This window comes from Lewinellaceae bacterium, from assembly GCA_020636135.1.
Lineage (GTDB): Bacteria > Bacteroidota > Bacteroidia > Chitinophagales > Saprospiraceae > JAGQXC01.
The window spans coordinates 1,044,569-1,057,072 of the sequence record JACJYK010000001.1 but is presented as its reverse complement, the minus strand read 5'-3'; the positions used below and the strand labels follow the sequence as shown (position 1 = coordinate 1,057,072).

Sequence of the window (12,504 nt, the reverse complement as noted above, 5' to 3'; positions counted from 1 at the left end):
AAACGGATTAATGAGCCTTGCGAATACCAACTCAATCAGGAACCACTGTTGTTAATTCACATTACTGCAGGCTGAATTGGTGACTCAACAACCCAATCAAGCGAAAATACCACTGGCTTTAGAAAGAAAGCGCCGTGCCCGCCAGGGCAAGAAGTCACCTATTCACAAATAGTCAAAATTGACCGCCAACTTCCATGCTTACAGCATCATTCCCCTAACCGCTCGCAGGCGTTGGGTGAGATCATGGAACCAAAAAAGATCCCGTTCATCATCAACTTGGTTGTACCATACCAAAAGGCACGAAAATTGAGATCATCCGCAAAATTGATGACCCGCCCTCGGCCTAATTGATTGACGACCACCTCGGCACTGCCATCCATTGCTGGGAGATATGCTGCAGGTACATACCCGCTCAACCGCGCATGATCGGTGTATTGAATCGGAGTGGCATTTTTATTGGCCGGCATTTCGAACAAGGTGTTACCTCTGCGGAAAATGGGCAAAGTCTCCCGTGTATAGCCGAATGCCAACGGATGGGTAAGATCCATTTTTGCCTGCATGATTGCACCGGCAATGTACCGGGTACGCTGGTAATCACTCAGCTCCCCATACGGGAGGTTGATGTCATCCCCATCTTTAAGGCTTTTCCTGCTGACTTTAGCCAGGTTATTGGAAGCAGCCCACAATGCCGCTCCCTCCATATTAATCAGGATACCACCGGCCTGCACCCAGGATTTCAATTTATCCACACCGGCCTGATTGATCCGCGGAGATCCATCCGGAATGATGACTGTCGTATAACGCTGGATGTCCAACCGTGAAAAATCGGTTGAAGAAATTAAGGTAACCGGTATCTGAAAACGCTGGTCCAGCATAAACCAAATCTCACCAGCATCGCTGGACTGGACCCCCTCTCCGATGACCAATGCGATCTTGGGCTCCTGGATGGCCGATGTATTCGGGCTACCCAGGTTGATCGGGTGGGTGTATCCACTGGACAGTGCATAGGCATTTACGCCCATTTTCTGGCAGAGCGATTCCAGCAAAGCGTGGATAGACTCTGCATCCATGGATTGATTGGCGACCGGGAGAATCAGACATCCGGCAGCGAAATCCCGCTTTTCTGAACCTACCATTCCCTGCAATGGTTCATCATTAGCCCTGACATGCAACCCTTTTGCCAGCAGCTGATAAGCAATTGCAGGCGTAAAATAATCTTCCCAGGGGATCATATACGCATAAGTTGCTTTTCCACCTTTGATCATCCCCGGCTTAAGCATTCCATCAGCGGGACTGCCTAACAAATCCGGTCGGAAATTCCGGGCATCCAGCGTGGCATATTCCACATTATAAGCCAGGGGCATGGTCCAGGTTGATATGTCATAAAAGATGCTGTCTTCAAAATGGGTGATCGTTTCAAACAAAGCTCTTACCACCCGGTACTGGGTCTGGTCCATGGGGATGATGTAGGCATCTTCACTAAAGTTTTTCCCCTGTGCCGAGACCGGCTGTTTTAAATGGTAAATGTTAATTTGCTGCTGCTTGAGCTGATCCACCAGACGCGCCACTTTCACCGGATCCTGTTTATCCTGAAAGACATAGGCTTTGACCGGGAATGATTTTGCTTCTTTCGCATTGTCAATAAAAAACTGCCGTTGATACGTCAGCAAGTCATTACGCAGGCCGACGGCAGCCCGATAGGTGGACAAGGCGGTATTAACATGGTTACGGATAGCATAGGGAAAAGAAAGCAATCCGTTATCGGTTTCCCGCAGGTGTCCGCGAGCCGAGGCTTGTTCAAAAAGGATGCCCACACATCCGTTCATATCTGGATAGGATGAGCCTTTGCCGTAATAATAGTCGTCGTAATTCTGCTGGGAGAAGTACAGGGAACCGATGCTGTCCAGAGCTTTGACGTGATATTCTGCAATCGCAAAGGTTAGTTCCTGATTTATTTTCGGAGTCAACGGATGTACCCGTCGCTGATCGCCGGGCATGAAGAAAAAAGTACTGTTGGATCCCATCTCATGGTGGTCCGTGAGGATATTGGGCCTCCAGGCATAAAAGTTGGCCACACGGCCACGCGATTCGGGGTGTTGCAGCAACATCCAGTCCCTGTTCAGATCAAACCAGTAGTGATTGGTACGTCCTCCTGGCCAGGGTTCATTCAATTCTTCTGACGCCGGATCGGAGATCAGTTCCTGTCCTTTATAGCTGTTTACCCACCCGGAAAAGCGCTGTACTCCATCGGGATTAAAACATGGATCAAACAAGATCACGACATGATCCAGGATATCTTTTACCTCTTTGCTTTGTCCTGCTGCGAGGTAATAAGCCGTCAATAAAGCAGCATTGACGCCGCTGGGTTCGTTGCCATGGATGCTGTAACCCTGATACAATACGGTAGGCATATCCTGAGGATCCATGCCCACATCCTGATTCGGATCGCACCATGCCATGTGTTTTGCCTGGATGGCCTTTATGTTGCGTTGGTTTGCTTCCGAAGTGATGGTCAGCAATAAAAGCGGCCGTGCTTCATAAGTCCGGGCATACTCCTGCACGGTTATCCGGTCCGATTCTCTGGCTAATTGTAACATGTATTGGTACAAGCGGTCATGGCTTACGTGCCACTCTCCTACTTCATGACCGAGAAAGGCTGCCGGGGTGGTAATTGCCGGATCATAAGGTATGTCCGGAAGATAATATGCCAGCGTAGGTTGCTGTCCGGACAAGGCACAAGCCACAGAAACCCCCAGGGCTATGACCATGGACTTAGCGATTTGTGTTACTTTTGCGGGCAAGAACGGATTCAAAAGTTTATGCATTGGATTCTTATTATTAGCATGATTTTATTAGTGGCCGCCCTCTTGGTGACCAATGTCTATTACCGGATCAAAGTATTAAAACTTTCAAGAAAACTTACCCGGTCCAAGATTGAAATTTCTCCTAAAATGTTATTTCAGCCCGGGTCAGAAACGGAAGATTTATTAAAACGCTTTCCCGGACACCGTGAGGATATCCGCTTACTTGCGAAATATATGAAGCAATCCATGCAAACTTTTATCGTTTTGCTGGTCGCCATCCTGCTGATAGCATGGTTTTTCAACAACGGATGGATAAGTCCGTCCTAACCTGTTTTATATGCGTATAGGAGTAGCCGGTGCAGGGCACCTGGGAAAAATCCACTTGCGATGCATCCAACAAATATCTGAATACGAACTCGTTGGATTTTACGACACGAATCCGGATACCCGTGAGATGGTTGCCGCTGACCTGGGTGTTCAAGCATTTTCGGATTACCCTTCATTGGTTGCCGCTTGTGATATCCTGGATATTGTGACCCCTACCGGAACCCATTATGCCCTCGCCTCAGAGGCATTGATTGCCGGAAAACATGTATTCATCGAGAAGCCGGTGTGTGCCACCATGCTGGAAGCCAGCGAATTATTACAACTGGCTCGCAACAAAGGGCTAAAAGTACAGGTCGGTCATGTAGAGCGCTTTAATCCTGCCTTTCAGGCCATTGAGCCATATGGATTTGAACCCATGTTCATTGAAGGTCACCGCCTGGCCCAATTTAATCCGCGAGGTACGGACGTATCTGTAGTCCTTGATCTGATGATCCATGATCTGGACCTGGTCCTGCACCTGATCCATGCTCCGGTTAAAGAGATACACGCAAACGGTGTGGCGGTTATCTCCAAAGAACCGGACATCTGCAATGCACGCATTGTGTTTGAAAACGGAGCCACTGTCAATCTGACTGCCAGCAGAATTTCACTGAAGAATATGCGCAAATTGCGCCTCTTTCAGCCACACTGCTATGTATCCATCGACTTCCTCGAAAAAGAGGTACAAATCGTTCAGCTGGCCGATACCGTCAGTCCGGATCAGGCATCCGAATACATTCCGCTTGATACCGGTCATGGCCGTAAATACATCAAATTGGAGAGTCCGGTCGTGCAGCCCAACAATGCGATCGTGGATGAGCTCCGAAAATTTCTCCAGAGCATCCGGGATGATAAACCGGTATTGGTAGATCTGGAGGATGGCACGCGGGCGTTGGAGATCGCGTTCAGGATCATGGAGAAGATCAATGCATCGCATGCAGCCATCTGATCAACTTTTATTGCGGGTTCTTTTGCCGGCAATCATCCTTGTATCCGGTTGCATCAAAGAAGTCCCTCCGGTGACCTATCTTGTCCTTGAGCAACCAAAATTTGATCTTCGCTTTGCCGAAACCACTACCGATCAGGAGCTTACGGAATACCATTTGTATGGAGATCAGGGATTTTTGGGAGCCTTCCGCATTCCCGCAGTCGCTCCGATCGGGTCTCCCAATGTTGAAAAATCCATAACACTCTTTCCAGGCGTTCGGGAAAACGGACTACAGCTGTATCCTGCGTTATATCCTATGCTTGAGCCATGGATCATTGAACCCGCAGCTATTCCCGCCGACAGTCAGACCATTCAGCCGGTTTTCCGGTACAAGGATCGCGTTAAATACCGCTGGCTGGAACCTTTTAACGAGTCTTTGTCCCTGGACCTGGACCTGGATCAGGATACCTTTACCCACCTGAAGATTATACCCGGTATTGGCATCGGAGGCTCGGATGCAGCTACTACCAGCCTTACCAGGGCCCATCCCGTGATCGAGGTGACGACGTCGGTTGCACTGACACAACTTCCCAAGGATGGCAGTCCAATCTGGATGGAGTTGCATTACCATGGAGATGTCTTGCTGCAAATCGGGCTTCGCGGTGTTGCTCCTGGCATCAATCCGGTAATCAATTATAAACTGGCGCTATTCCCTAAAGCAGAGTGGAACAAAATATATATTAACTTTACCCCTGATGTACAATTGTCCGACCTCTCGGAATATCAGGTTGTATTCCGGGCAGAACTCCCGGATACCCTCTCGGAAGGGTCTGTATATTTGGATAATATTAAATTGCTACATCTGTAGATGAATCGCCAGAGACGCCTGTTAGATACGCGGATTTACATCGCTGCCGATTTCCTCATGGCAGCGCTTGCCTGGACCTTGTTCTTTATCTACCGTAAAAATCTGGAGAACGGTTCTATCCAGTTACCTGCCGACCTGAACGATATCAACTACTTCTACGCTGTATTGATCATCCCCGTCGGCTGGATACTATTCTACTATATATTTGACAAATACAACGACATCTACCGTCTCTCGCGCCTGGCTACCTTCACCCGCACTTTCTTCCTGAGTTTCATGGGGGTGGTCTTCTTGTTTTTCACCCTGATCCTGGATGACTTCATCGTGAACTACCGAACCTATTACCAGTCCTTCCTTACCCTGTTTTGCCTGCATTTCCTACTCACGGTCACCTCCCGGATGATCCTGCTGACGCGGGCCTCCCGTAAACTGAAAGCTGGTCTGGTGGCGTACAATACCATCATTATTGGCGGGGATACCACTGCATTGGAATTGTATCAGGACATTATCTCCAGGCCAAAAAAATTGGGACATAAGTTCATTGGATTCATTGACAGCAATGGAAAATCGAAAAATCTGCTGGCTCAATATCTACCCAAATTAGGACATATAGCACAGCTGCCCGACATCATCGAACATCAGGAGATCGAGGAAGTATTGATTGCCATCGAGACCTCTGAACACAACCGGCTAAAAAGCATTCTGAATATTCTGTTTGATTACGACGACCGGGTCCTGGTGAAGATCACACCTGACATGTATGACATCATGCTGGGAACGGTGAAAATGAATCACGTTTACGGCGCCATCCTGATTGAGATCCAACCGGTGTTGATGCCCAAATGGGAAAAAATGCTTAAACGGCTGATGGACATTGTGATCAGCCTGATTGCATTGGTAATCCTGTTCCCCCTGATCATTTACATCATCATCCGGGTGCGGCTGTCTTCTCCCGGCCCGATTTTCTTTACCCAGGAGCGGGTGGGTCAAGGGGGTGAGCCGTTCAATATCATCAAGTTCCGCTCGATGTTTGTCGATGCCGAACCGAATGGGCCACAGCTTTCCCATTCCGATGACGAGCGTTGCACCCCGTGGGGGCGGCTCATGCGTAAATGGCGACTTGATGAGATACCGCAATTCTGGAATGTGTTGAAAGGTGATATGTCACTGGTAGGCCCCCGCCCGGAACGCCGCTATTACATCAACAAGATCCTGCAGAAGGATCCGCATTTCAAACATCTGCTCAAGGTGCGCCCGGGTATCACATCCTGGGGACAGGTCAAATATGGATATGCCTCTACCGTGGAGCAAATGGTACAACGCATGAAATTTGACATCCTTTATCTGGAGAATATGTCCCTGGCGCTGGATATCAAGATCATGTTTTATACGATCCTGGTCATCCTGCAGGGCAAAGGCAAATAATCATCCGCTTCCGATGGTCCCCAGCCGCATGAAATAAGGGAATGTCACGCGAACTTCCATTTCCCCATCCAGTTTATCCTGAATCGCGCGCATCAACGCACCCACTGGATTGACCGCATATTTATCGATGTATTTTTGTACACTGGACCAGGTATTGAAATAGCCCTCAAGCATTGGCAAGTCCCATACAAACGATTGCCTGAATTCCGGGCAAGGGACCTCCGGAAATGGAAAGTAGAGGTTACGGTAATGTTCATCCACGTGTCTCCGTTCAGCAGATAAAAATTCCCCAAATGTTCTGGAATGAAACGCAGCCAAAATCTCCTCCAGGCCTTCTATCTGTAATGATCCGTAGCCTAAGGCGGCAATTTTAGACCCGGACTTCCCAACCCGGCGCACCTCCTGGTAGAATGCCGGGCGATCAAACCAGTGGATAGCCTGAGCGATGGTCACCATATCAATGCTGTTATCCGGCAATGGCGTTTTTTCCGACGGACAATGGATGAACTTAACATTTTCCGGGCCCCGGGCAAAGTTGAGCTGATTGGCGCTATGATCCGTGGCAAAAACCTGGGTAAAATCAGTAGCAAGCTGTCGGGCCAGTTGTCCATTACCTGTCCCCGCATCCCATAGCCTATCCCGGCCATCTGCATTCTCCAGGAGAAAATTTATCAATGTCTTTGGATAAGCAGGACGATAAAGAGAGTAACCTTCCGCCTGCCGCGAGAAGTGATCATTGCGTGTCAATTCTTTTCGTTTAAGGGATGATCTAAATTGTCATCCAGGATTAACACCAAATTAAGACGGTTTAACATTATGCAAATAATTAGCTGAGGCCAACTCCGGTAAATTGGCGAAAAGTATCACGATGAACCAAATATTTACCTCTCTTTTCATTTTGTCCTTATTCTTTCTGGAAGCCGGCTGCATCTCCTGTCCGAAATCTGATTCCGAAAGCATTTCGAATGCGCGGGTAACCACTGTTAAAATAGTACATTCCAATACGGAAGATCGGTTGGTCACCCTGATCGAACAAGCCATGATGCGGAGTGGATGGAAAGTAATAGCAAATAATCGGGTGTCAGCCTTTCTGCCCACCGGTTCTCCGGTTTCCATTCAAGTGTTGGATACATTTTATTCCATACCCCAGACAGGACTTATTGTTCAGGAGTTGTTTCAGGCAAAACAGTCCGACTGTATCCTCCGGTATACTTACCATAACCTTTGGAGGGAACGTATGGCAAATTTCAATGCCTCCTTGATCCAAACCTCTACCGGTGAAGTAATATCAACTTTTGATTTTAAACAAAAAATAGGAATTGGCAGTAAACAGACGAAAGCCGTTCTCGATAAAATGGCTACGGCATTCGCCATACATCTCCAGTAATCCCCAGGATTTTTATCAGAGACTACGTCCGCAGGTGATCAGACCCATCAAGGTTAATTAATTGTTGCGACTTCATTCACAAGGCTTCTGCCAACATCACGGCGAAAGCAACTCGATCACCCATCCGCCATCATCCTGTGGAGAATAATAAAAACGATCGTGCAGGCGGTTTTCCTGTCCTTGCCAGAATTCAAAATTGGACGGTACGACCCGGAAACCTCCCCAGAAATCCGGCAAGGGTATGTTACCATCCTTAAATTTTTCTTTCATGTGTTCCCACTGTATCATCAGTGCCTTACGCGATGAGATCACGCTGCTCTGCTGTGAGATCCAGGCACCCAGCTGGCTACCCCGGGGCCGGGAGATGAAATAGGACAAAGACTCCGCTGTGGATATCTTGCTGGCTGTTCCGGTAATGATCACCTGGCGGTGCATTTCGATCCAGGGAAACATCAGCGCAACCTGAGGATTATCACTTATTTCCCGGGCCTTGCGGCTGGCGTAGTTGGTAAAGAAAACAAAGCCTTCCCGGTCAAATGATTTCAGCAGGACCGTCCGCAGCGATGGTGCTGCCCCGGCCGATGCGGTAGCCAGACTCATGGCATTGGTGTGGTCACCATAAAGTTCTTTGGCTTCGGAGAACCATTGTTCAAATTGGGTGAAGGGATCCGGATTCATATCCTCCAGACTGATCTCCGGGGCCCTGTACTCCTTGCGCATGTCGAATAACTTCATGATACTGTGTTTTCCTTTGGGTAACTATTCACCGTTAACGTTAGCGGTTGCTCCACAAAGATACGCAGGTCCAGCATTCCACCTGGTTTTTCCCCAGGCTAAAGCCATGGGATTATAGGGGTTTCTGACTTTGATACGATTTGCTCAGGCTGAAGCCATGGAACTATGAGAGTTTCACCTGTGATACCTCTTTTACCCCTGATACCTCTTTTGCCCTTTTTCCTTTTCCCCTTCTCCCTTTTTCCCTTTCCCCTTCTCCCTTCTCCCTTTTCCCTTTTCCCTTAATCAATATCCCTGGATTTCCTCAACGCCTCCCGGTACTCAGACAGGATGTTGGATTTTGAAATGAAACCTTTATACTTTCCTCCATCCAGGACCGGAAGGTTCCAGGCTCCCGTCTTCTCGAACTTGGAGAGCACCGAAGACATGGGCTCATTCCATTCGATGGTCGCAGGAGGAAGGATCATCAAATCCTTGGCCTTCAGCTCCTGGTACCGGCTGGTATCAAACATAATCGGGCGGATGTCATCCAACAGTAACACACCCATCAACTGTCCGGTCTGAACGACCGGAAATAAGTTACGCCGGGAGCTAGCAATAATTTTCACCAGATCCCCAAGGGTCATTTCAGGATTAATTTGCCGCAAATCCGTTTCCAGTAAATCCTGCATTTCCATCTGATGCAGCGAAATCGCTTCCTGGTGTTCAAAGTTGATGTCTTCCAATAACTTGGATTGCAGGTAGATCGGCTTCTGGTGGAAGTACAACTTCATAAAATAGGCACAGGACACGATGATCATCAGGGGGATAAACAGGGTATATCCTCCGGACATCTCAGCGATCAGAAAGATCGCAGTGAGCGGAGAATGCATAACACCCGCAAGCACACCACTCATCCCCAGGAGGATATAATTCGTCGGGTTGATCAGCCAGGAAGGAAATGCCAGTTCAACCAGAGAAAAAAACAAATATCCCAGATAAGCTCCCGTGATGAAGGAGGGAGCAAACATACCTCCGTCACCACCCCCACCCAGGGTCAGGCTGGCAGCGATCGGCTTAAACAGGACCAGTGCGATCATGAATATTGACAGGAACAAGGCCGTATTGGGTAAGAAACTAAACAAGGAAGACTCGTAAAGTCCGTTCACTTCATGATCCAGTAAAAACCGGACACTCAGGTATCCTTCACCGTAAAACAACGGGAAAGCATACAACAAGACACCCAGCAACACACCGCCTATAATGGCCCGCAAGTACCAGCTTTCCATTTGTTTCAGCTTGTTCTGCACCCAGCCTCCCACTTTCGTATAGTAGATACTGGTTATCCCAGACAGCAATCCCAGCAAGACCACCAGTGGCACCTCATTCGCTTTGAATACCGAAACTTCCGAAATCTGAAACAATACTTCACCGTCCATGAACAGCTGAGAAAACAAGCTCCCGGAGGCCGCAGAGATCAGTACCGGAATAAATATCTCCGTCGAAAAATGAGGGATCAGCACTTCCAGCGCAAACAAGGTCCCCGCAACCGGTGCATTAAAGATGGCTGCCAGGCCGGCTGCAGATCCACACCCGATAAACAGGGTCCTGAACTTATGACCCAAATTGAAGAAGGATGCCAGATTGCTTCCGATTGCACTACCTGTCACCACGGCCGGGGCTTCCAGTCCGGCGCTGCCACCAAAACCCATGGTCAGGCCCGAAGTGATCATCCGGGTGTACATCAGCATGCCCGGAATACGTGCATTGGTGCGGGCAATTGAATAAATGATGCTGCCAATACCCGAAAAGGTCGAGACCTTCTGAAAGAAAAAACGCTTCAGTGCGCTAACGAGCAGGATACCCAATAAAGGCACAAAGAGGAAAAAACCTTTGGAGGTAAGTGTGGTGGTATAGATCTCCACCGTATTGATGATGGTCTTTAATACCACAGATGCCAGTCCGGCAACGATGCCCACCAGGACAGCAAGCAAAAGAACAAATGTATAATCCCTCAGATAGCGCCTCCGCCAAGCCAGCACCTTAATGTAAATCCGGTCAATCAATCGCACTTTCCTTGATTATTTCACCCTGCGAAGGTAACAAGGAAATCGATTCATTCTTTCGATTGACCGGCGAATCCTCTCTCAGTTTCACAATTCAAGTCCGGTCCTAGTTGATGGTACCATCTTCCAGCAGGTTGATAACCAGGCGGCGGTACAGCAAATCAAATTTGGCAATGGTCAGGTCGTTGACGGCTTGCTCGTATTGGTTTTGTGCATCCAGCAGTTCATAGTTGTTGACCATCCCCAGTCCAAAGCGTTGCTGCATATTATCCAGGGTTGTTTTGAGGTATTCAACTTTGGTCGTTGCTGCGGTCATTTCTTCCCGGGCACTGCGCAGGTCAGTCAATAACTGTTGAACTTGTTGGCGGAGACTGTTCAGGTTTTGCTGTTGGGTGTTTCGTGCCAGATCCAGGGCATTTTCCTGACGGTGGACTTCCGCACGGCGGGTACCCCGGTCGTAAATCGGGACATTCAGTGCCACCCCTACTCCAACACCCAGGTTTTGATTCAATTGTTCAAAATAAGAAGTCGAACCCAGGGTTGAATAATTAGTGTTCACGCTCGCTCCGGCGTACAGGGTAGGCAGGTATCTGGACTCCGCAATGGAAATGTTGGTTTCTGCCAATTGTACATTCCGGGCATCCGCCTGGATTCCGGGATGGCTGTTCATAAGCCGCTGCATCACCGAAGCGAACGTATAGGCTTCCTCTGCTACCGCAGCGGAACCGTCCGGTTCCTGAAGGTTCAGCGGAGCTTCCGGATCCAGGTTCAACAGGTTGCGCAGTTGATGCCCGGCATTTTCCATCGCATTCAATCGCTGGATGCGGTCTTGTGTGTTGCGGGCCAGTTGTGCCTGCCATTGAAGCCGGTCGACCGCTGGTGCCACCTCTGCTTTAATTCGTTCATCGACCTGATCCAGCTGATGCTGGGATATTGCCATCTGCCCCTCGGCATTTTTGATACGCTCCGCTTCAAATAAATGGGTGACATATGCCTGGAGCACATCCATGCGTGTATTTAGTTGAGTCTCCTGACTGCGAAGATCCAGCGCCGCCAGGGACTGCTGTGCTGCGATGATCTCGCGCCGTAGTTGCCCACCCTGGAATATAGGCACACTGCTGCGGAGATTAAAACTGTTAAATCCCAGATTCTGAGATTCAAACAGGTTAGTCGTCGGGTCAATTGTCCGTCCAAAGCTGTAACTAAACTGACCGTCTGCCGATAGATCCGGCATTAGCGCCTGCTTGCTTTCGCGCAGGTTGATCTCCGCACGGTGTACGTCGTACGTACTGGCCTGCACAGACAAACTCTGTTTTTCAACCAGATCCATGCACTGTTGGATGGTCAAGGTTTCCTGACCACGACCCGTAATTGTCAGTAACATCACTACGGCACTGAGGATCCCTTTCAATACTTCATTCCAATTCATCGTTGTGGTATTTTTATTCATTTTTATGCTTATACAATTTTAGGCCGGAATCACCATAACACTTGCTCCCGCCTGTTTCATTATTGACCATTTGTTGTTGAGTGAGCCATCCCCGAGTCCCCTCGCCACTACTAATCATCACAAGATGAAATTCCACTCCCATTCAACATTCAACATTCAACATTCAACCTTCCTTAAGCACTTCCATCATCATCTGCCGCTGACGGTTCCAGTCATCGGTGCGGATAAAAGTCAATGGAACATAAGATTCCGTCGGCGATCCAATGTGATAGATGCTCCATTCCTCCCCGTAATCCCGGATAATATCCCGGATGCATTCGATGCGTTCATCCAGGGTATGCACGCATTCATCCCAAGTAAACACCTGCACTTTGAAATGCAGTTTTTGCTTTTTACCCTGGATATTCATTTCCATGTCAATGTCCTGGATACCCGGAACAGAAGGAATTGGTATGGCTAATTGTAACATAAGCTCTGTTTTTAATCATTTGAAAAT

11 protein-coding genes are annotated in these 12,504 nt (G+C 48.6%); 5 read left to right on the top strand and 6 right to left on the bottom strand.

Annotation, left to right across the window (positions count from 1 at the left end; all coding sequences use genetic code 11):
- Nucleotides 1-206: 206 nt before the first annotated feature.
- The gene (locus H6570_03850; GenBank protein MCB9318390.1) at nucleotides 207-2,768 is read right to left on the bottom strand and encodes a zinc carboxypeptidase; all 2,562 of its coding nucleotides are present in this window, start codon (nucleotides 2,766-2,768) and stop codon (nucleotides 207-209) included.
- Nucleotides 2,769-2,843: 75 nt separating this feature from the next.
- On the opposite strand from H6570_03850, the gene H6570_03845 reads away from it, so the two are divergent.
- The 4 genes from H6570_03845 to H6570_03830 are packed head-to-tail and all read left to right on the top strand — an operon-like array spanning nucleotide 2,844 to nucleotide 6,391.
- Entirely contained in the window at nucleotides 2,844-3,131 is a 288-nt protein-coding gene (locus H6570_03845) for a hypothetical protein (protein MCB9318389.1), read from the top strand.
- Between the two features lie 10 nt (nucleotides 3,132-3,141).
- A complete protein-coding gene (locus H6570_03840) occupies nucleotides 3,142-4,119 on the top strand; it encodes a Gfo/Idh/MocA family oxidoreductase (protein ID MCB9318388.1) in 978 nt (325 codons plus the stop codon).
- A complete protein-coding gene (locus H6570_03835; GenBank protein ID MCB9318387.1) occupies nucleotides 4,106-4,966 on the top strand; it encodes a hypothetical protein in 861 nt (286 codons plus the stop codon). The genes H6570_03840 and H6570_03835 overlap by 14 nt, the downstream gene beginning before the upstream one ends.
- Nucleotides 4,967-6,391 (top strand): sugar transferase, encoded by a 1,425-nt coding sequence (locus H6570_03830; GenBank protein MCB9318386.1) that lies wholly within the window; start codon nucleotides 4,967-4,969, stop codon nucleotides 6,389-6,391.
- Here the strand turns inward: H6570_03830 and H6570_03825 are convergent, their stop codons facing one another.
- On the bottom strand, nucleotides 6,392-7,138 hold the full coding sequence (locus tag H6570_03825) for a class I SAM-dependent methyltransferase (protein ID MCB9318385.1): 747 nt from the start codon (nucleotides 7,136-7,138) through the stop codon (nucleotides 6,392-6,394). It abuts the gene before it with no gap.
- 121 nt (nucleotides 7,139-7,259) lie between these two features.
- Between H6570_03825 and H6570_03820 the strand changes: the two genes are divergently transcribed.
- Complete coding sequence (locus tag H6570_03820) at nucleotides 7,260-7,778, top strand: hypothetical protein (GenBank protein MCB9318384.1); 519 nt, start codon at nucleotides 7,260-7,262, stop codon at nucleotides 7,776-7,778.
- 96 nt (nucleotides 7,779-7,874) lie between these two features.
- On the opposite strand, the gene pdxH is transcribed toward H6570_03820, so the two are convergent.
- From pdxH to H6570_03800, 4 genes are all read right to left on the bottom strand, one after another.
- Nucleotides 7,875-8,513 carry a pyridoxamine 5'-phosphate oxidase gene (gene pdxH, locus H6570_03815; GenBank protein MCB9318383.1) on the bottom strand — a complete coding sequence of 213 codons (639 nt, stop codon included), beginning with the start codon at nucleotides 8,511-8,513 and terminating at the stop codon, nucleotides 7,875-7,877.
- A gap of 281 nt (nucleotides 8,514-8,794) precedes the next feature.
- On the bottom strand, nucleotides 8,795-10,564 hold the full coding sequence (locus H6570_03810) for a chloride channel protein (GenBank protein MCB9318382.1): 1,770 nt from the start codon (nucleotides 10,562-10,564) through the stop codon (nucleotides 8,795-8,797).
- Nucleotides 10,565-10,664: 100 nt separating this feature from the next.
- The gene (locus H6570_03805) at nucleotides 10,665-11,987 is read right to left on the bottom strand and encodes a TolC family protein (GenBank protein MCB9318381.1); all 1,323 of its coding nucleotides are present in this window, start codon (nucleotides 11,985-11,987) and stop codon (nucleotides 10,665-10,667) included.
- A gap of 184 nt (nucleotides 11,988-12,171) precedes the next feature.
- Nucleotides 12,172-12,477: a hypothetical protein gene (locus tag H6570_03800; protein ID MCB9318380.1), complete on the bottom strand. Its 306-nt coding sequence runs from the start codon at nucleotides 12,475-12,477 to the stop codon at nucleotides 12,172-12,174.
- Nucleotides 12,478-12,504: the final 27 nt, after the last annotated feature.

Coding starts and splice junctions, on each gene's coding strand:
- H6570_03840 (MCB9318388.1), top strand. CDS start 3,142: ATGCGTATAGGAGTAGCCGGTGCAGGGCACCTGGGAAAAATCCACTTG.
- H6570_03805 (MCB9318381.1), bottom strand. CDS start 11,987: ATGAATTGGAATGAAGTATTGAAAGGGATCCTCAGTGCCGTAGTGATG.
- H6570_03820 (MCB9318384.1), top strand. CDS start 7,260: ATGAACCAAATATTTACCTCTCTTTTCATTTTGTCCTTATTCTTTCTG.
- H6570_03835 (MCB9318387.1), top strand. CDS start 4,106: ATGCAGCCATCTGATCAACTTTTATTGCGGGTTCTTTTGCCGGCAATC.
- H6570_03800 (MCB9318380.1), bottom strand. CDS start 12,477: ATGTTACAATTAGCCATACCAATTCCTTCTGTTCCGGGTATCCAGGAC.
- H6570_03830 (MCB9318386.1), top strand. CDS start 4,967: ATGAATCGCCAGAGACGCCTGTTAGATACGCGGATTTACATCGCTGCC.
- pdxH (MCB9318383.1), bottom strand. CDS start 8,513: ATGAAGTTATTCGACATGCGCAAGGAGTACAGGGCCCCGGAGATCAGT.
- H6570_03850 (MCB9318390.1), bottom strand. CDS start 2,768: ATGGTCATAGCCCTGGGGGTTTCTGTGGCTTGTGCCTTGTCCGGACAG.
- H6570_03845 (MCB9318389.1), top strand. CDS start 2,844: ATGATTTTATTAGTGGCCGCCCTCTTGGTGACCAATGTCTATTACCGG.